We start from the raw sequence: 16,640 nt of genomic DNA, 5'->3' as shown, positions 1-16,640 counted from the left end.
CCGCTGTCGCCGCACCGACGTTGCGAGGCGAGCGATCGGATCCCGGCGGCGTCACGCCTGTCGCCGCCGCGCTGCCTCGGGTTGCTTCGCTACGTTCGCGGTGCCGGCTCAGCGGCCGCTCACTCCCACTCGATCGTGCCCGGGGGCTTCGAGGTGATGTCGTAGGTCACCCGGTTGATCCCCTTCACCTCGTTGATGATCCGGGTCGCGACGCGGCCCAGGAAGGCCATGTCGAACGGGTAGAAATCGGCGGTCATGCCATCCACCGAGGTGACGGCGCGCAGCGCACAGACATGATCGTAGGTGCGGCCGTCGCCCATCACGCCGACCGTCTTCACCGGAAGGATCACCGCGAAGGCCTGCCAGATCGTGTCGTAAAGCCCGGCCTGCCGGATCTCGTCGAGATAGATCGCGTCGGCCTTGCGCAGGGCCTCGAGCTTCTCGGCGGTGATCGTGCCGGGACAGCGGATCGCCAGGCCCGGCCCCGGGAAGGGATGGCGGCCGACGAAGCCCTCGGGCAGGCCGAGTTCCTTGCCGAGCACCCGGACCTCATCCTTGAACAGCTCGCGCAGCGGCTCCACGAGCGTCATGTTCATGCGCTCGGGCAGGCCGCCGACATTGTGGTGGCTCTTGATCGTCACCGAGGGCCCGCCGGTAAACGACACGCTCTCGATCACGTCCGGGTAGAGCGTCCCCTGCGCCAGGAACTTCGCCCCGCCGATCTTCTTCGATTCGGCCTCGAATACGTCGATGAACAGGCGGCCGATGGTCTTGCGCTTGACCTCTGGGTCGCTGACGCCCTCCAGCGCCGCGAGGAACATCCCCGACGCCTCAACGTGGACCAGCGGGATGTTGTAATGGTCGCGGAACAGAGCCACGACCTGCTCGGCCTCGCCGAGGCGCAGCAGCCCGTGATCGACGAACACGCAGGTCAGCTGATCGCCGATCGCCTCGTGGATCAGCACCGCCGCCACGGCAGAATCCACGCCGCCCGACAGGCCGCAGATCACCTTCTCGGAGCCGACCTGCTCGCGGATCTTGGCGATGGCCTCCTCGCGATAGGCGCCCATCGTCCAGTCGCCCGAGCAGCCGGCGACGTCGCGCACGAAGTTGCGGATCAGCAAGGCGCCGTGGGGCGTGTGTGCCACCTCCGGGTGGAATTGCACCGCGTAGTAGTTGCGCGCCTCGTCGGCCACCGCCGCGAAGGGAGCATTCTTCGAGATCGCCACGGTGGTGAAGCCGTCGGGCAGCTTGGTCACCCGGTCGCCGTGGCTCATCCAGACCGGATACGTTTCGCCCTTGTGCCAGACGCCGTTGAACAGCGGGCAATCGGCCAGGATCTCGACTTCGGCCCGCCCGAATTCCGCATGGTGCCCGCCCTCGACTGCGCCGCCGAGCTGGGCCGCCATGGTCTGCTGGCCGTAGCAGATCCCGAAGACCGGGACGCCCGAATCGAACACCGCTTGCGGCGCGCGGGGCGAGGCCTCGACGGTAACCGATTCGGGGCCGCCGGAGAGGATCACACCCTTCGGTTTCTGCTCGCGAAACGCGGCCTCAGCCTTCGTAAAGGGCACGATCTCGCAATAGACGCCCTCCTCGCGCACCCGGCGTGCGATGAGCTGCGTCACCTGAGAGCCGAAATCGACGATCAGGATCTTGTCGTGGTCGGTGTTCATCGCGGGCGATTATCCGAAGGCTGCGACGCGTGCAACGCACAAGTCCCGGTCGGCAGGCCTTGAGAGATGGTGTCCCCGATGGAATTTCGGAACCGGCCCTTCGGTTATGCTCGGTTCACGCATCTCCGGGGCCGCGCAGCGGAGCGCGGGATTCAGATCCACCGGTCCTGCTGCGCAGTCTCGGAATGCCGGCATGCCAGCCATGCGAGGCGCGACGGGGCGCCTGACGCAGACCCACGCTCAGTCGAAATTGCGGACCTTGGCCGAGCCGCCGAGGCTGATCGCGGGCTTCGCGGCAGCGCCTGCGAGGCTCACCTTCTTCTGGCCGGGCGGGGTCTTGGCGCGCAGCTGCGGAGCCGGCTCGGGCGTCGGCCGTGAGGGCTTCAGATGCGCCTGTCCGTGGATCACCGAGCCGATCTCGCCGGCCGCGCGGACCAAGTCGTCGCGTTCGCACGAGCGGGCGACCTTCAGCCCGAGCTTGTGCATGTGGCTCTTGCCGTACAGGTAGGCGGCGAGCTGGGCGCGCTTCAGCGGCGGGATCTGCTCCAGGATCAGCGGCAGGTCGAAATCGTCGGCGCGATAGACCGAGCCCAGGACCTCGAGGCTCACCGGGCAGTCGACTTCCGGCTCGGCGCCGCTGGTCGGATGCGCTTGGGTCATGGATGCCTCTCGAGGGTCGATGAATCGGGTTGCTGGTCGGATGCCCCGGAGCCGGGGTCGAGTTCAACCCCTATCGGGACGGTGAGGTTCGCAATCCTGTCATCCGGCGGAGCCGGCACCTGGACCGGCTCGGTCTTCCATGCGCCGAGACAGCCGGTGCAGACCGATTCGATCACGGTCCGGGCATGGGCCTGGCGGCGCGCCCACAGCATCTCCCGGGCCGCGCGCGCGGCCTCTGCGTCCGACAGCGGCCGGATGCGGATGTAGAGCGGCTCCTGCGCGGACGCCGGAGCCGCTGTCACGACGAGGAGCCCGAGCAGGGTCAGGACGGCGCGCGCGGCGCGACCCGCTCCACCCTGCACCGACGGCGCGATCCCCGCCATGTCTCTCTCCCGCCCGGAACGAGCCCGATACGTCGCCGGTCAGGGTAAATCGGGTCTTAACGGGTCGCCGAAGGCGCCTGCGGAACTTTGATCCGTCATGCCGGTAGACCCTGAGGCGGACTAAGCGAAAGGCTGGCCGATGCCTCAGATGTTCGACTGGATCTTCTTCGCCATCATGCTCCCCTTCCCGGCCTTCCTGGTCTGGGACTGGATGCGCCACCGATAGCCGCGGTGGTGGCTGCGCGGCGCTCGGGTCCGTAGCCCGAAGTAGGGCAAGGCCCGATGAGGGACCGGGCCGGTCTTCCTGCCCCAGAATGCCTGGATGCCCTCCTTCGGCGCGGCGTGCGAAAAGCCGCAGTGTCTCGTCCGCGGAGGACGAAGGCCGCGCGCCTACCGTCGTCCGGGGTGTTCACCCGCGCAGCGACGCCGCCTGGCCGACCGGACCGGGGCGTTCGGCCGAGCCGCTTGTGGGGCCGGTCCCGTCGACGGCTGCCTCCTGCGCGATCCGCCGCCGCTCCTGTGCCCGTCCGAGCCAGAGACTGTTGAACAGCCACGCCAGCGACAGCGGAATCGCGGCGCCGGCAACGCTGGCGCTGCCGAGCCCGGCGCCCTGGATCCCGGTGAACGACCACGCGCCGACCTGATCGCCCAGCCGGTAGACCACCGTATCGATGAAGCTCTTGGCCTTGTAGCGATCCTCCCGGGGCACCACGGTGAACAGCACCTCGCGGATCGGCCGGGCAATGGCGAAATTGCCAGCCCGGCGCAGCACCTGGAACGCGACGATCACGCCGATCGTCGGCCAGACGGCGAGCGCCGCGAAGCCGAGGATGCTGAAGGCCGGCAGGATCGCCAGCGTCAGGGCGACGCCGATCCGGTTCACGATCCGACCGGTCAGGAACAGCTGGATCCCCAGTGTCAGGACATTCACCGCCAGATCGACGCTGGCGAAGAAGGCGGTCTGGGCACCACGGTCGGGGAAGCTCCGCTTCGCGATGCCCGCCTGCTCGAAATACAGGAAGGTCGAGGTGACCGAGAACAGGAGCAGGAACAGGGAGATGTTGAGCAGGTAGGGCGATGCCAGGGTCCGCGTGACGCCCGCCAGCACGCTGCCGCCGATCGTCCGGTCCTGCCCGTCATTGGCGCTCGTGCCGCTGCCCGGCACCTCGTGCAGGCGGGTCGACAGGGCCGCGAGCCCGCGCATGCAGAACACGGCGACCTCGAGGAGCGCCACGGCGCAGAGCATCAGCCCCCAGGTCGGGACGTTCTTGGCAAGGATCGCCGTGGTGGCCGAGCCCGCGATCGCGCCCAGCGTCGCGCCGGCCGCGATGAACCCGAACAGGCGCTTGCCCTGCGCGTTTGAGAACACGTCGACGATCGTCGCCCAGAAGATCGAGACGACGAACAGATTGAAGATCGACAGCCAGACGAAGAACACCCGGCCGATCCACACGCCCCACTCCGCCGGCGCGAGATAGAGCGTCAGTGCGAAGGCCAGGATATTGGCCGCGAAGAACCGGTAGGTGATCGGCACGAACCGGGCCCGCGGCATCCGCTTCACCAAGTAGGCGAAGGGTAGGTTCAGGGCGAGCATGCCGACCAGCGTCGCGGTGAACAGCCAGGGCAGGTTCTCGATGCCGCCGGCGACACCCATCTGGTCGCGGATCGGGCGCAGCACGTAGTAGGCGGCCAGGATCGAAAAGATGTAGGCCCACGACCACGCGAGCGCCCGGCCCTCGCCGGGCTGGACGTCGATCAGGCGGGCGAGCCGGCCGCGGGCGCGGGCGGATTCAGGCATCGGCCGATCTCACCGGCATGGGCACATCTTCCTCGCGAAGCCTCGCTCCGACCCGCACGTCCCATCCAGAGGCGGCGGGCCGCGCCGCGCCTACTTGGCCAGTCCGAGCTTCTCGCGCAGCTCCGGCGCGGTCACATCGTGGCCGAAGCCCGGAGAGCCCATGGCGAACTTGTCGGCCTCCTTGAGCGAGCCGACCACCACCGGATCGAAGCCGGCATCGCGGACAAGCCCTTCGGCGACCTTCAGCGCCTCCGGATCGTCCCCGGCGATCGGGATCGCCATCCGGCCGCCGGCACGACCCTTGCCACCGTCGGCGCCTTCCTTGGCGAAGACCTTGTAATTGGCCGCGTTGAAGGCGCGCACGAGCCTGGCCCCGGGAAAGTACTTGGCTGACGTCGTGCCGATCCCGCTCGCCTGGACCTCGTCGTAGAGCGCTCCGTCGCGCTTCTGCGTGGCGTTGCCGGCGTCGAGCACGACCTTGCCCCTGAGGGACGGGCCGATCTCCTTCGCGAGGTCCGGATAGGCCTTGTAGGGGACCGCGACGAACACGGCGTCGCCGAAGGCGATCGCCTCCTCGGGCGTGCCCGCCTTCGCCTTCGGCCCGAGTTCCGAGACCATGGCGGCCAGCGTCTCCGGATGGCGGGAGGCGAACATGACCTCGTGGCCGTCCTTGACCCAGAGCGTCCCGATGGTGCCGCCGATATTCCCGGCGCCGATGATCCCGATCCGGATCTTCTTCGGTGCATCCTGGGCCAGGGCGGGCACGGCAGCGACCACGGCGAGTGCGGCCGCGAGGGCGAGCGCCGCACGGCGCGAGGTGAGATCAGACCGCATCGATGAACGTCTCCATCTGCTTGCGCTGCGCCGCATCCGGGAGCTTGCCGCGTGCGGCGCCGAGGTTGTCCTCGACATAGGCGGCCTTCGCCATGCCGGGGATCGGGCAGGTGACGGCCGGGTTGCCGAGTACGTATTTCAGGAAGAACTGCGGCCAGCTCGTGCAGCCGAGGTCCTTGGCCACCGCCGGCAACTCCTTGCCCTGGACCGCCTTGAACAGGCGGTCACGGCCGAAGGGCACGTTCGTCATCACCGCCATGCCGCGGTCCGCCGCAAGCGGGATCACCCGCTCGGCCGCGGCGCGGTTGTCGATGGCGTAGTTCACTTGGATGAAGTCGAGGCTCTCGCGCTTCATGACACTTTCGAGCGCGTCGAGCTGATTGTCGCGCCAGACCGTGACGCCGACATAGCGGATGCGCTTGCGGTTCTTCAGGTCGCGCAGCACGGCGAGATTGTCGGGCACGTCGATCAGGTTGTGGACGGCGACGAGGTCGAGGCTGTCGACCCCCATCCGCTTGAGCGAGCGCTCGAACTCCCCAAGCGTGGCGTCACGGCCGGTCGTGTCGACCTTGCTGGCCAGAAAGACCTTCTGACGCAGGCCGGGCTCCGCCAGGATCAATCCGAGGACGTCCTCGGCGGTCCCGTAGCTCGGGGCCGTGTCGATCACCGACCCTCCGAGGGCGACGAAAGTCCGCACGGCTTCCTTCAACGGGGAAACCGCCTCGGGGGTCGGCTCGACCTCGTAGCGCCGGGACGTGCCGATCCCGATCGCCGGGATCATCTCACCGGTGGAGGGGATCGGCCGACGGATCAGCGGATCGGCAGCCGCGGCGAAGCGGCCCGCGAGCGGAGCAAGTGCCGCTGCGGCGACGATGGCGCGACGGGATAAGGGCATGGCCGGCCTCCGACGGGAACAGGACACCGCGGGAGATAGGGCACCATCCGCCGTTGTGTATTCTTTATTCTCACGCTTGCGCGAGCATTGTGAAACGGGGCGTCCTGCGCGGCCGGCTAATCTTCCTCCGGGGGATCCTCGAATTCCGCGCCTTCGGTGTCGGGGGCGATGCGGAACCGGTATTCGTCGATCGCCAGGAACGCGCGATGCGCCGCCTGCGGGTCGATTCCGTCACGCACCACGAGTGTCTGGAAATCGATGAACAGGCGGGAGATCCGCGCCTCCTCCGACAGGGCCGCCATGGCCGACGAACTGGCGCCGGCGCGCATCATGTACCGTTTCGCCTCTCCGGCCGTGTCGGGTGCGGGCAGGACGACGACCTGCCCGGCGGTGTCCGGCTTCAGCTCAGCCCAGCGTGCGGGCGTCCAGGCGATGATGGCGTCGATCTGCTTCATCGAATGCTCCGGCAGGAGGTCGTGATCCGCCTACCGGGCGCGACGGCGAACGTCGAGGCTTCTCGCCTGTCCGGATCAGGGTGCGCGCTCCAGCTGGCCGCGGAGTTCACCCTTCGGGTTCGCGGCGGTGTGGAGATTGAAGTAGATTTTGCCGGCGGCGAGATCGGCAGCCTTGGTCTCATCGAGTGTGGCTTCGCCGGAGAAGGGGCTGCTCGCCGCCGTCACCGGAACGAGCACGCCGGCATTCTCGCCGGCTTTGGCCGGGCCGTGAAAATGGGCGGCCGTGACCGGGCCGGAGAGATTGCTGTATCGGCCCGACCAGCTGAGGCGCTTCGTGCCGGGATCGAAGGTCGCGGTGATCTCGCCCGTGCCGGGGGACGTGGTGGCCGGGACTTCGCTGCTCCCGTTGAGGGCTGCACGATAGGTGACCCCTTCACTGGCCGCGATTGCCGGGCCTGCGACGAGCGGCACTCCGAGGGCGAGAAGGGCGACGAGGCTGGTGCTCCAGCGATGGCTCATACGCGCTGTCATCGAACGCTCCACGATCTGACGGGCCGTCGGGCGGCCCGCGCCGCAGCGTAGCGGGCTCAGACGAGCCCGGCACGGCCCGGGCATCGGCACCGGTCGATTCCGGTGACAGCCGGGCCTTTCCCTCCCGCGATCGGCTGGACCTCAATCGCGCCTGGTACGGATGCGCGATTTGCGCACGCAGAACCGTTGACACGGTGCGTCCGCTCTCCCTATACCGCCGCCGTTGCACGCATCGTCCCTGCGGACGCGCGGCATGGGGCGGGGTAGCTCAGCTGGTTAGAGCAGAGGAATCATAATCCTTGTGTCGGGGGTTCAAATCCCTCCCTCGCTACCAAAGTTCTAGAAGCCCCGCCAAGCATTGTGCGGGGCTTTTTGTTTGCCTTGCTCTCTGTGGGATTCGGCTTGAAGTCCTGGAACAGCGTAGCCTAAAAAATTGTCGTGCCGGCGTAATGGTTTGCTAGGGGCGCACGGAGAATCCTGGCGCACTTCCAGGTGTTTGATCCCGCGGTCTGCTCGTACGATTGAGCGCCATGCTGCGAGGGTGGCGCGATGGGCCGGATCCTTCACGGCAGCGCCGCTGCTGAAGGCCCTGCGCGGCGGCTTCGATCGCGCTCCGGCATGAGCCGACCATCTGAGCGATGCCGATCATCATAAGAACGGCTGCCCCGTTCCCAGGGCTCCTGCGCGTAAGAACGCGTATTGCGCCGAACGGGTTGACTGGGCAATCTTCAGGCCGCTTGAGCCTCGCTCATCTGCCTCTGACGAGCTTCGAAGCCGTTCCCCAGGGAGCGGCTTCTCTGCGTTGATCGTCTTGGCTGAGCCGAGCCGCGCGCAAGGAATATTCGTCGGTCGCTTCAAAACGAACCAGCTCGTTGATCGTCTGCAGGCGCCCGCCAAGGCGCGGCAGACCGCGCCTGCCCTGTACCAGGCGCACCCGGCACCTGACGATCCCACTGTCCCCGCTTCACAGGCCGCCCGAGGGGCCTCGCGCGACGAACCTGCATTCTGTCCGTGAGGCTGCCTCGCACGATTGCGAATCCTCGCGGCGCAGCGCGGCACGGGACTCGCCCTGACTCAGGCGGCGCGCCGAAGGCTCGACCGCCACTCTCATTCCGACGATGGCGGAAGCCGATCGGTTGAGCTGGAAATCACAGCGTCTCAGAACTGCTGAAGCAGGTTATCTGTGATCGGACTATACTGGCGCCAGACGTCAATTGCGGATCGCAAAGCTTTCAGAAGTGTCAAATTCCCGAGTCGGTGGTGAAGCTCGCACGCGCTCACCAAGATCCCCCACTGGCGCGCGGTCGCAACGCGCGAGGCCGAGCGAGCCGTGTCGATACGGACGCCCGGCCGGGGCCGAAAGCTAGAGCTGCGAAGTGGCGTTATAATTCGTAACCCAAGTTGCATTGCCGTCATGCAAAGATCTATAGTGCGTCAGCAGTTGGAGGCTTCCGATGCTGGATGCGGCTGGGTTCGACGGTGCAAGTGCGAGCCTCGACCGGCGCTATCACCCTGGCCAGGCAACGGCTTGGCGCAACATGGCATACATCCATGCCGGCCTCGCCAGGGTCATCGAGGCTGAGATCCTTCCGCGCCTCGTACTCGCACACCAAGAGGGGCAGCGCGCACCGGCATCAAAAGCGCCCTCGCCTGAACGCGTCGTCGCCTTCGCTCAGGCTCTGATAGGGAGCGATCCCGACGGAGAGTGGGTTCGCGCACTCCTGGAGGAGGATCTCACGTTGGAGGCTCTCCTGCTCGACCTGTTTGCCCCAGCCGCGCGTCACCTCGGACGGCTCTGGGAGGAGGATGAAGCCAACTTCCTCGATGTCGCTGTCGCGCTTGGCCGTCTGCAAAGCCTCACCCGCGCGTTGTGCACCCGCCTGGAAGGTGTGGACGTGCCGGCGAACGGACGCCGCGTTTTGCTGATGCCCTCCCCTGGAGAGACCCACCTCTTCAGCCTCGCGCTCGTGGCTAGTTTCTTCCGCGAAGCAGGCTGGAGCGTCGTTTTGTCGAGTGGAGAGGATGGGGATCCCGCTGCCCTGGTCCGGACCGAACGATTCGATCTGATCGGTATCTCGCTGTCTTGCGATGCGCTCCTGCCGGCTTTGACCGATCTGGTGGGTAAGCTGCGCGTGGCGTCCTGCAACGCAGGCGTTCGTGTTATGGTTGGTGGTCCGAAGTTCCTGCGGGAGCCTGCCTGTGCGACAGTGGTCGGCGCGGATGCCGTAGCCGAGGACGGGCGCTCTGCTGTTAAGATCGCGGAGGCCCTGTTCGCGCGCTGACAGGGCCGGTTTCTCGTTAATCCTGGCGCGCTGGCCGGCGGGCGTCGCCACGCGGGCCGAGCGTGCGAGGGGCAGTTGCTAGTGGCCCGCGGAGTTGAGGACATTGCGGGATTTCGACGAGCATCTCGCACGCGAATTTATCCAGGGGCTCGTGCAATCAGCGGTTGCTCGAGGGCTCGATCCGGCTGCTCGTCTTGAACAGTTCCGCACCCTGCAGCATGCGGTCATCGCGATGACGCCGGATCCTGCCGTCGCTGAGGCCACCACGCGGCTCGTCCAGGCGATCGATCTCGCCCTGGCCGAACTGACTGCGGTGAAGTCATAGGCAGCGACGCGGGGGCGTGCGGCGTGCCTGCTCGCCGCCGCCCCGAAACGAATCACGTCCATATGGAAGGTCTGCCCGGTCGACCTGGATTGACGGCGTCCGCGCTCAGCGGCGTCCGCCGTCGGCGCCCGGCTTCAAGGCTCGCTCAACGGCTTCCATCGCGCTCTCGAAGGCCTTCGCCTCGCTGCGATGCGGCCGGTCGGACCGCTCGATCAGCTTGCCGCTCTTGCGGATTGCCCACTGGAAGTGGCCCTCCGGTTTAGCCAGCGGCGAGACCTCGATGGAATAGGGATGGGGAACTTTGTCGGTCATCGCCATGCTATGCCAGTCTTGTCCGGACGATGCCAGCCACCTGCACCCGCCAGCGCTGCCAATCTCATCATCGGCGCGCGGCGATCGCTCCGGTGTGGCGCCGCGCGAGATGACGAAGCTCCGCCCTCGGACCTACGCAGCCGAAATACAAACTGTCTGGCGTTCCGTCAGCCTGGTCGAGCGGAAAGGCGGGTCCCAGTCCGACTCTTGCCCAGCGACGCGATCTGGTTGGGGCGGACCGGGCGCGCCGCGAAAATATGGCCGCCCGGTCCCATGGGATGGACCGGACGGCGATGCCTCAGTCGTTCGCCGGCGGCTTGCTGTTCTTGAAGCCCCTCGTCCTCGGCTCCGCCTTCCGCGGATCCGGCTTGTCGGCGAGGAGGCGCTTCACACGCGCGTTGAAATCCTCAGGCGTGACAGCCTGCGCTTTGCCGGTCGTGAGTTCGCGTGCCATCTCGGCCTCTGCTTCGTGGCCCAAGGCACAGGATTGCGCGGAGGGATGCTCCCTATATGGGTCTTCCTGGAGCGGGCGCTAATACGAGCCGGGTGTTGTAGCCCAGCCGATGGATCGGCGGGTGCTCGGGATCTCGCGCAACAGATCTTCGGCAGGGCGAAAGAAGCGCGCTGGTTCGGCGACCTGCACGGCCGATGAACTATCCATCGACCAAGCGACGGCGGCGGTCGGAACTCATCCGCGCAGTTCTGCCACAGGCGGCTGTTTCAAAGTGAGCAGCCGATGCCGTGGTTCCACTTTCATCTGCGCGGGCCGAAGAAACTGGAACGGGACAGCTCGGGATTGGAGTTCCCCAGCCCCGAAGCGGCCTATCCTGAGGCCCGCCACACTGGTCCGGAGATCGACGCCGAACGGGTCCGCATGACGGTGAACTCCGCTCGCCAAGCCTTCCAGCTCTCGGACGACAGCGACGCGTTGCTGATCGAAGTGCCGTTCTCAGAGATTCCGGGTCGCGCGCGCAGGCCCGTTCCGTCCTTCGGGGCAGCACAGGCGGCAGCCGCAGTTCAGCTCGCGCGCTCAGCCGGCCTGATCAAGGCGCTCCGCGAGGAGCACGCGGTCACGCGCGCCAAGGAAGTCGGTCGCTGACCGGCCTGCGCCCGTCCTGGCGCACGCCCAGAAGGGCAAACCCCGGACCTGGCCGGCCTCGGTGCGGCGGCCCGAGCCGCGCTTGAACACCACTCGGACCGGCGCGCTCGGCTCGATGATCATGCTGCCAGATCCGCACGCGCTCGCCCTGGGTTCGTCCAGCCCGGCCGGCTCGCGCAGATCGATGCTGTGAAACCCTGGCCCGATCCTCACTCCACCGGACAGCCCTGAGCTTCTTCCCGCCGGCGTCGCTCGGCTCCTTCCTGCGCCTGCTCCTGCCAACTTTCTTCAGGTGGGGTCACCTGCACTCTGTTCGACACGGGTCCCATGAAGGCCGGCTTGCGCAGCTGGGCGGGCAGAGCGCCAGTGGTCTGTGGGTCTTCGCAGCCGTCACCGGACCGGTCGTCCTGGGCGAGCGCTGGGGCTGCACACACGATCATCGCCGCGGCGAGGAGGGAAAGCGTCTTCATCCGTGAAGTCTCGGCTTGCTGCCGTCGTGGGGTCGCACGGCGGCCGGGAAATCGGCTGGATCCGGATCGGCATGCGCCGCGATTGCGGGGTACGGCGGCGCGCTTAAAAAAAGGAACCCGCTCCAGCGGCTGCCGAGCGGGCTCAGAGGGGTCGTCTTGGGAGAGAGGGGCCTGCCTAGCGCAGACGGACCACTCTCACGACCATCAGCTTGGCATGCCAGGAACGCTCCGGGAGCATGCAACCGCCAAGCTTGGCGCTGCCGCTCGCTCCGGCGAAAGGTCGGCGCCAGCCGCTCCAGCGTGGCACCTTACAGGCATGGCGGCCCCGAAAGATCGGATCTGTGACGGGCGGATCGCGAGCGCCCGGCGTCGGATCAGCATCGCCGAGGCGCGGGGCGCATCCGTGGTGGCGCCGAACCGTCGCCCGTTCTGGCACGGGGCGATTGTGCGCTTGGTATCCCGATCCGGGAACGGCCGCCCGAAAGCGGGTCAACAGAGGGTGGATGCCGGATGACGAGACGGATCGCGAAGGGTCGTTCGGCCCGTCCTCGCCGCATCCGCAGGCGCCTTCCCGAGAGGCGGTTCGGGCCGGCGCGGCCTCGATCAGGAACGCTCAGCGGGAGAAGGGGGTTCGAAGCTGGTAGTTGTACCGCCGGCAAGGAGGATCTGCATGGACATTTGGCAGCTCATCGAGCGCGACCACGAAAATATCGGCGGCCTGATCCGCGAGATCCCTTACGCTCTCAACGATCCCCGCGCGGTCGGCAGCCGGGAGCAGATGCTTGCCGATCTCATGGACGAGCTTGAGCTGCATGCGATCGGGCTCGAGGCAAGCCTCTACGGCCCCTTGAGCCGGGAAAGTCAGACACGCTCGCTGATCGAGGATTTGCACAGGGGCCACGCGGAGTTCAGGCGGCAGCTCCGGCAGCTCGCCCGCCGCAGGACCGGGACGGCCGGTTGGCTTGACACCTTCGAGGATGTCACCTTCCTCGTGGATCAGCATCTGCACCGCCACGTTCATGAGTTGATCCCGGCAGCCCGGAGGCTTCTCGCGCCTGAGGAGGTGTCGGCTGCTACACGGGCTTTCGTGCGGGCGAAGACGAACGCCCTTCAGTCCCGTCGGCGGGGTGTCGCAGCCGGGGTCATGTCGAGCGAGGTCGCTCTTATCACGACGCTCGCAGGGGTGGCGGCCGGCCTCGGCTACCTGGTCTGGAATAGCGGACGCTCTGCCAGATCACAGTCGAGCCGAACCGTTAAGGCCGTGGAGCGTACGCCCCGCGAGGCGATCCGCTCTATGCCGCGCTGACATTCGTCTGCAGCCAGGTGCAGCGCACGCTCGGCCCGCTGCCCGCTTTGCGCGCGGGCGGCGGGTCTCGGCGTCTATTTTTACGGTGCAGGATCCGTACGGGCATCGGGTTTCAGGATGCTGGAGCGCAGGTGGCAAGGTTGCGGTGGCGGTGCATCCAGGATCTGCTCGGACCCAGGCAGCGTAGCCCGATCTACACAGCGGCCGAGATAATCATTGAAACACGTGACGATGTCGCCGGGGTGGTCCTCCGGGACCAGACGGCGTTCGATCAGCGGGACGCGTAACCCCGAGGATGGTTGCTGCCCGTGACGTTGCGCATCGCGGAGCCGATCGGACTCCGTCGCGCCTCCGAGGCAGGAACGTGATCGTCAAGATTTCGAACCCCCTTGATCCAGAGCATGTCGTCTCCACAGCCTGTCCTGATAACTGGACCTGCGCCGAATGGACGTACAAGACAGGCTGCAACAATGTGGCAGCGCGGCTGAGATGGGAGTGAGGCGATGAGGGAGAGCATCCACGTGGAAGCTCGCTTTCGCTCGGGCGACATTCAGGCTGAGGCCGGCCGGGACGGGATCACGCTGACGATGCACGGCGACGAGGAGCATGCCTACGCAGATTTCGACTGGAGTGCCGCGCTCAGGCTCGGTGAGTGGCTGGTGGCTCAGGCCGTCGCACATGGCAGCCCGCCGACCGGCGGCCCAAAGCCGGAGCCGGGTGCGGCAGCCGCGGAGCCGTCTCCGCAACGCTGATTGATAGCACCGCGCAAGCGCGCGCCTAGATAGAGGACAGCCCGCGGGCGGTGTGCTTAAGGCCGCAGCGGTGATCGTGGCGACGCGGCAGCCTGGTCTTGTGGGTTCTTGCTGTTGTGTTGACCGCCGGGCGCGTCGCCGCCCGCGATCGAGTCCCGGGGGGCCGTGACCCTGATCCCGCCGATGCCCTAATCGACCCTGGCCGGGCCGTGGTCGCGCGCGTGAGAAGACCCAATCTTGCGTCGGGCGGTCTTACTGAACTTAGTCGACCGGCTGCGGATGCCGACTTTGCACGCCTCGGTAGTGTCGTGTGTTCGAGGGGCACCCGTCATGCGATCGACGGTGTGAGAGCGCCAGGCGCGGCTGGAGGCCATAGGTGCCGAGAATGGTCACCCGACCGTGACACGCCGGGCAGCGCTTGATCGCGTCCCGGAAGTGCAATTGTGCCTCGTTGAGGCTGAATGTGCGCCAGACGGCATCCACCTTCACTTCGCAGAGCGGGGCTGGATGCGCCGTCATGACGAACGCGGCGATGCGTTTGGAGCCCCGGCCCATGTCGCGCGAGCGCGATGGTCGGCAACCATCTCGGCAGACGCCTTGGCGGTGCCCAACGCTTTCATCGCCCGCATCCTCTCGGTCAGGATCGTCGCTGTCATCTCTTCCACTGCGATGGCTCGGGCAACAGACGGGTGACTCAGAGGCCTCGGCCTCCTTCGCGATCCGCCGACCCGTAGATCTGGGCCCCGATGGTTAATGGGACGTTGATCCGCTCTGGCGCCGAAGGTCGTGCGCAGGCAGGTTGGGGTCGGACATGAGCGTGCGGGCCTGGAGATAGCGGCGCGGTCAGACCTCTGCCTCTGATGCACGTTCCGGCGCGGGAGAGGGCGCAGCCGTCGCATCAGGGTCGTCTACAAAGTGGGCTGGCTGTTCGACCAGCGGGAAAAGGTCCGCCAGGCCGTCGGCTACTCCATGAAGAACCGGGTCATGCGAGGAGCCGTAGGATGGGGTGTGCGGGGCGATGGTGCGCATGCCGAATACGGATCTGAGCATCTCGGGGATGAGCGGCCTTCGAGCCGCCCTTGATCTGGGTTAATAGCTCTTGACGTCGAAGGTTCAGACGATTTTTCGCGCTCGGGTTGTAGGTTCTGGCCGAGCTTACGGGGCTAGGGTTGAGCGAAGCTCCCGACCCGATCGCACGCCGCCCCGACGGTGCGAAATCCAACAATATCTCACGGCAACGATTCTGAGACAGTAATATTTGTCGCACCATCCGCCAGGAACTTCACGGTTTTTGACCGGTCTAATTTTCAGGATTCCATTTTCATATGCAGGCCTGTCGGAGCTTTACATGCGCATATGGCTTCGCGCCACAATGGCTGCTCTTTTGGGCGCAGCCTCCTATTCCGCGCTCGCCCAGGACCTGGATCAGACCGGGGCTGGCCGAGGACGTGCCTCGGCTGCAGGCGTCCCGAGCGGTGCACATACAGGGCAGCGGGTACCCAACCCGAACGTACTAGGACCCAACGAAACCGGCAGCATCCGGCGGCGTACCCCCAGCGATCGGCGAGACGACGCGATCAGCAGGGGTATCTGCATCGGGTGCTCCCCTCAATGAGCGATTGTCTCACGAGGCGCTGAACCAACGCGGCGCGAACGCACGGTCTGCCGCATCGCACCCTATATCTGTTGCATCGCACGTTCGGGCCCCGCCCCGTGTCGCTCGGAGTACCTCATGTCGAACACGAAGGACCGCGTCCTGACGCACGTCGCCCCGGTACGCGCGCCCGTTACGCCCGGCTATAAAGATGCGATGGCGCGGCTCCCGCCTGTCCAGATTACCAAGCGGCGGCTCACAGCTGAGCGTGATCTGCCGGCGGTCGGCTCGTTCAGTTGATGGCATAAGCCTGTTGTTCAGAGTGAGCGAGCCTGATCGCAGCAGCGCGATGTTGCGGGTGGCTGAATTGCCGCGTGAAGACGCGTCTGAGCAGAAGCGCAGCATCATCCATGCACCCACGCACGCCCCTTTGGCCGTTATGCGCTGCAGGGTCGGCGCCTCGATCGGTTGTGTAGAACCGCGACGGCGTCGCGGTTCTTCAGCCCTTCCGGCGGGCAATTCCTCCGACAACCTCGGGCCGCTCCGCCAAAGCGGCCTATTTTCTGCCCGCGTCATTGCCATGGCGGAACGTGCCCCGCGGATGCACCCGAGGCGTTCGCGTCGCACACAGTGCTGCTGCACCTGCCACATGCCGCAACAGGCGGGGGCAGGCTCGTTCCCTGGGCCTTGCCGGTGAGATCCCATTCGAGCGGTCGCGTGAGGATCGGCGCGGCGGGGATACTGGAGACCGCAGAGCGCTGGCTCGCGGCCGCAACTCATCCGGTCTCAGCTGGCTCTTGCGAATTCGATGCGACGGTGAATCCTTCGCGATCGAACACGTTGTAGAGGACACAGGCTGGATCGAGCCCGAGCCCCGCTATGTGCGTGACGGCCGCATCCTTGGCTTCGGCCAGCGTACTGAACGGATCCGGCAGCTGGTACATCCGCCCTGCCTGCTCGCCGCCATCGGTCTGCGCCGGAGGCGTTGTGATTTCGACCGTGTAGGGCATGAATCCAGCCCGCCCGTGCCTAGTGGAATACGCCGAAGAACCACAACAGCAGAATGATTGGCAGCGGAATCCCTAAAAGCCACAGCAATCCACCGCGGAGCATCAGTCCCTCCTGTGTGTCAGAAAACATACCGAACACCGGTTTGTTCGTCTCTGAAACGCACAGACCCGGAAAAGGGATGCACATTGGCGGCATTCATGCTCGTTCTGCCCCAGCAGCAATACTGCGGGAGACCCATGCGGAGCGAGCTGGACTAA

General features: G+C 66.5%; 18 protein-coding genes and 1 tRNA gene. 7 read left to right on the top strand and 12 right to left on the bottom strand.

Going from position 1 to position 16,640, the window contains the following annotated elements:
* Nucleotides 1–119: 119 nt before the first annotated feature.
* The 8 genes from guaA to BLT59_RS06040 all read right to left on the bottom strand — a co-directional run bounded on the left by guaA (nucleotide 120) and on the right by BLT59_RS06040 (nucleotide 7,232).
* Nucleotides 120–1,676 carry a glutamine-hydrolyzing GMP synthase gene (guaA, locus tag BLT59_RS06075; protein WP_091777499.1) on the bottom strand — a complete coding sequence of 519 codons (1,557 nt, stop codon included), beginning with the start codon at nucleotides 1,674–1,676 and terminating at the stop codon, nucleotides 120–122.
* Nucleotides 1,677–1,916: 240 nt separating this feature from the next.
* Nucleotides 1,917–2,336: a hypothetical protein gene (locus BLT59_RS06070; protein ID WP_091777497.1), complete on the bottom strand. Its 420-nt coding sequence runs from the start codon at nucleotides 2,334–2,336 to the stop codon at nucleotides 1,917–1,919.
* A complete protein-coding gene (locus BLT59_RS06065) occupies nucleotides 2,333–2,719 on the bottom strand; it encodes a hypothetical protein (protein WP_244513871.1) in 387 nt (128 codons plus the stop codon). The genes BLT59_RS06070 and BLT59_RS06065 overlap by 4 nt, the downstream gene beginning before the upstream one ends.
* A 409-nt stretch (nucleotides 2,720–3,128) precedes the next feature.
* Entirely contained in the window at nucleotides 3,129–4,517 is a 1,389-nt protein-coding gene (locus tag BLT59_RS06060) for an NTP/NDP exchange transporter (protein WP_091777496.1), read from the bottom strand.
* A 90-nt stretch (nucleotides 4,518–4,607) separates the two neighbouring features.
* Entirely contained in the window at nucleotides 4,608–5,351 is a 744-nt protein-coding gene (locus BLT59_RS06055; protein WP_091777494.1) for an NADPH-dependent F420 reductase, read from the bottom strand.
* Complete coding sequence (locus BLT59_RS06050) at nucleotides 5,341–6,246, bottom strand: aldo/keto reductase (protein ID WP_091777492.1); 906 nt, start codon at nucleotides 6,244–6,246, stop codon at nucleotides 5,341–5,343. The genes BLT59_RS06055 and BLT59_RS06050 overlap by 11 nt, the downstream gene beginning before the upstream one ends.
* A 116-nt stretch (nucleotides 6,247–6,362) precedes the next feature.
* Nucleotides 6,363–6,701: a hypothetical protein gene (locus BLT59_RS06045; protein ID WP_091777490.1), complete on the bottom strand. Its 339-nt coding sequence runs from the start codon at nucleotides 6,699–6,701 to the stop codon at nucleotides 6,363–6,365.
* A gap of 75 nt (nucleotides 6,702–6,776) precedes the next feature.
* Nucleotides 6,777–7,232 carry a CHRD domain-containing protein gene (locus BLT59_RS06040; RefSeq protein WP_091777488.1) on the bottom strand — a complete coding sequence of 152 codons (456 nt, stop codon included), beginning with the start codon at nucleotides 7,230–7,232 and terminating at the stop codon, nucleotides 6,777–6,779.
* A 257-nt stretch (nucleotides 7,233–7,489) separates the two neighbouring features.
* On the opposite strand from BLT59_RS06040, the gene BLT59_RS06035 reads away from it, so the two are divergent.
* The 3 genes from BLT59_RS06035 to BLT59_RS06025 all read left to right on the top strand — a co-directional run bounded on the left by BLT59_RS06035 (nucleotide 7,490) and on the right by BLT59_RS06025 (nucleotide 9,839).
* A tRNA-Met gene (locus BLT59_RS06035) sits at nucleotides 7,490–7,566 on the top strand.
* A gap of 1,120 nt (nucleotides 7,567–8,686) precedes the next feature.
* The gene (locus BLT59_RS06030; RefSeq protein WP_091777486.1) at nucleotides 8,687–9,514 is read left to right on the top strand and encodes a cobalamin B12-binding domain-containing protein; all 828 of its coding nucleotides are present in this window, start codon (nucleotides 8,687–8,689) and stop codon (nucleotides 9,512–9,514) included.
* Nucleotides 9,515–9,617: 103 nt separating this feature from the next.
* Nucleotides 9,618–9,839, top strand: coding sequence for a hypothetical protein (locus BLT59_RS06025; protein ID WP_091777484.1), 222 nt, complete (start codon nucleotides 9,618–9,620; stop codon nucleotides 9,837–9,839).
* A gap of 105 nt (nucleotides 9,840–9,944) precedes the next feature.
* On the opposite strand, the gene BLT59_RS06020 is transcribed toward BLT59_RS06025, so the two are convergent.
* Nucleotides 9,945–10,151, bottom strand: coding sequence for a hypothetical protein (locus BLT59_RS06020; protein WP_091777655.1), 207 nt, complete (start codon nucleotides 10,149–10,151; stop codon nucleotides 9,945–9,947).
* Between the two features lie 298 nt (nucleotides 10,152–10,449).
* The gene (locus BLT59_RS31175; RefSeq protein ID WP_175543939.1) at nucleotides 10,450–10,605 is read right to left on the bottom strand and encodes a hypothetical protein; all 156 of its coding nucleotides are present in this window, start codon (nucleotides 10,603–10,605) and stop codon (nucleotides 10,450–10,452) included.
* 282 nt (nucleotides 10,606–10,887) lie between these two features.
* Here BLT59_RS31175 and BLT59_RS06015 point away from each other — a divergent pair, with 282 nt between their 5' ends.
* The gene (locus BLT59_RS06015; RefSeq protein ID WP_091777482.1) at nucleotides 10,888–11,250 is read left to right on the top strand and encodes a DUF6894 family protein; all 363 of its coding nucleotides are present in this window, start codon (nucleotides 10,888–10,890) and stop codon (nucleotides 11,248–11,250) included.
* Nucleotides 11,251–11,459: 209 nt separating this feature from the next.
* Here the strand turns inward: BLT59_RS06015 and BLT59_RS06010 are convergent, their stop codons facing one another.
* The gene (locus BLT59_RS06010) at nucleotides 11,460–11,720 is read right to left on the bottom strand and encodes a hypothetical protein (RefSeq protein WP_091777480.1); all 261 of its coding nucleotides are present in this window, start codon (nucleotides 11,718–11,720) and stop codon (nucleotides 11,460–11,462) included.
* A gap of 670 nt (nucleotides 11,721–12,390) precedes the next feature.
* On the opposite strand from BLT59_RS06010, the gene BLT59_RS06005 reads away from it, so the two are divergent.
* The 3 genes from BLT59_RS06005 (at nucleotide 12,391) to BLT59_RS31170 (ending at nucleotide 15,672) form a co-directional block, all read left to right on the top strand.
* On the top strand, nucleotides 12,391–13,026 hold the full coding sequence (locus tag BLT59_RS06005; RefSeq protein ID WP_091777478.1) for a hemerythrin domain-containing protein: 636 nt from the start codon (nucleotides 12,391–12,393) through the stop codon (nucleotides 13,024–13,026).
* A gap of 503 nt (nucleotides 13,027–13,529) precedes the next feature.
* The gene (locus BLT59_RS06000) at nucleotides 13,530–13,778 is read left to right on the top strand and encodes a hypothetical protein (RefSeq protein ID WP_091777476.1); all 249 of its coding nucleotides are present in this window, start codon (nucleotides 13,530–13,532) and stop codon (nucleotides 13,776–13,778) included.
* 1,732 nt (nucleotides 13,779–15,510) lie between these two features.
* On the top strand, nucleotides 15,511–15,672 hold the full coding sequence (locus tag BLT59_RS31170) for a hypothetical protein (protein ID WP_175543938.1): 162 nt from the start codon (nucleotides 15,511–15,513) through the stop codon (nucleotides 15,670–15,672).
* 476 nt (nucleotides 15,673–16,148) lie between these two features.
* Here BLT59_RS31170 and BLT59_RS05985 read toward each other — a convergent pair whose 3' ends face one another.
* Nucleotides 16,149–16,382, bottom strand: coding sequence for a hypothetical protein (locus BLT59_RS05985; RefSeq protein WP_091777472.1), 234 nt, complete (start codon nucleotides 16,380–16,382; stop codon nucleotides 16,149–16,151).
* Nucleotides 16,383–16,640: the final 258 nt, after the last annotated feature.

Origin of the sequence: Methylobacterium sp. UNC378MF (assembly GCF_900103195.1) — a bacterium.
Taxonomy (GTDB): domain Bacteria; phylum Pseudomonadota; class Alphaproteobacteria; order Rhizobiales; family Beijerinckiaceae; genus Methylobacterium.
This window is presented reverse-complemented; position numbering and strand designations above follow the sequence as displayed.

What these genes read in the sequence shown, in the direction of transcription:
- guaA (WP_091777499.1), bottom strand. Translation starts at nt 1,676, where the DNA reads ATGAACACCGACCACGACAAGATCCTGATCGTCGATTTCGGCTCTCAG.
- BLT59_RS06070 (WP_091777497.1), bottom strand. Translation starts at nt 2,336, where the DNA reads ATGACCCAAGCGCATCCGACCAGCGGCGCCGAGCCGGAAGTCGACTGC.
- BLT59_RS06065 (WP_244513871.1), bottom strand. Translation starts at nt 2,719, where the DNA reads ATGGCGGGGATCGCGCCGTCGGTGCAGGGTGGAGCGGGTCGCGCCGCG.
- BLT59_RS06060 (WP_091777496.1), bottom strand. Translation starts at nt 4,517, where the DNA reads ATGCCTGAATCCGCCCGCGCCCGCGGCCGGCTCGCCCGCCTGATCGAC.
- BLT59_RS06055 (WP_091777494.1), bottom strand. Translation starts at nt 5,351, where the DNA reads ATGCGGTCTGATCTCACCTCGCGCCGTGCGGCGCTCGCCCTCGCGGCC.
- BLT59_RS06050 (WP_091777492.1), bottom strand. Translation starts at nt 6,246, where the DNA reads ATGCCCTTATCCCGTCGCGCCATCGTCGCCGCAGCGGCACTTGCTCCG.
- BLT59_RS06045 (WP_091777490.1), bottom strand. Translation starts at nt 6,701, where the DNA reads ATGAAGCAGATCGACGCCATCATCGCCTGGACGCCCGCACGCTGGGCT.
- BLT59_RS06040 (WP_091777488.1), bottom strand. Translation starts at nt 7,232, where the DNA reads ATGACAGCGCGTATGAGCCATCGCTGGAGCACCAGCCTCGTCGCCCTT.
- BLT59_RS06030 (WP_091777486.1), top strand. Translation starts at nt 8,687, where the DNA reads ATGCTGGATGCGGCTGGGTTCGACGGTGCAAGTGCGAGCCTCGACCGG.
- BLT59_RS06020 (WP_091777655.1), bottom strand. Translation starts at nt 10,151, where the DNA reads ATGACCGACAAAGTTCCCCATCCCTATTCCATCGAGGTCTCGCCGCTG.
- BLT59_RS31175 (WP_175543939.1), bottom strand. Translation starts at nt 10,605, where the DNA reads ATGGCACGCGAACTCACGACCGGCAAAGCGCAGGCTGTCACGCCTGAG.
- BLT59_RS06015 (WP_091777482.1), top strand. Translation starts at nt 10,888, where the DNA reads ATGCCGTGGTTCCACTTTCATCTGCGCGGGCCGAAGAAACTGGAACGG.
- BLT59_RS06010 (WP_091777480.1), bottom strand. Translation starts at nt 11,720, where the DNA reads ATGAAGACGCTTTCCCTCCTCGCCGCGGCGATGATCGTGTGTGCAGCC.
- BLT59_RS06005 (WP_091777478.1), top strand. Translation starts at nt 12,391, where the DNA reads ATGGACATTTGGCAGCTCATCGAGCGCGACCACGAAAATATCGGCGGC.
- BLT59_RS06000 (WP_091777476.1), top strand. Translation starts at nt 13,530, where the DNA reads ATGAGGGAGAGCATCCACGTGGAAGCTCGCTTTCGCTCGGGCGACATT.
- BLT59_RS31170 (WP_175543938.1), top strand. Translation starts at nt 15,511, where the DNA reads ATGTCGAACACGAAGGACCGCGTCCTGACGCACGTCGCCCCGGTACGC.
- BLT59_RS05985 (WP_091777472.1), bottom strand. Translation starts at nt 16,382, where the DNA reads ATGCCCTACACGGTCGAAATCACAACGCCTCCGGCGCAGACCGATGGC.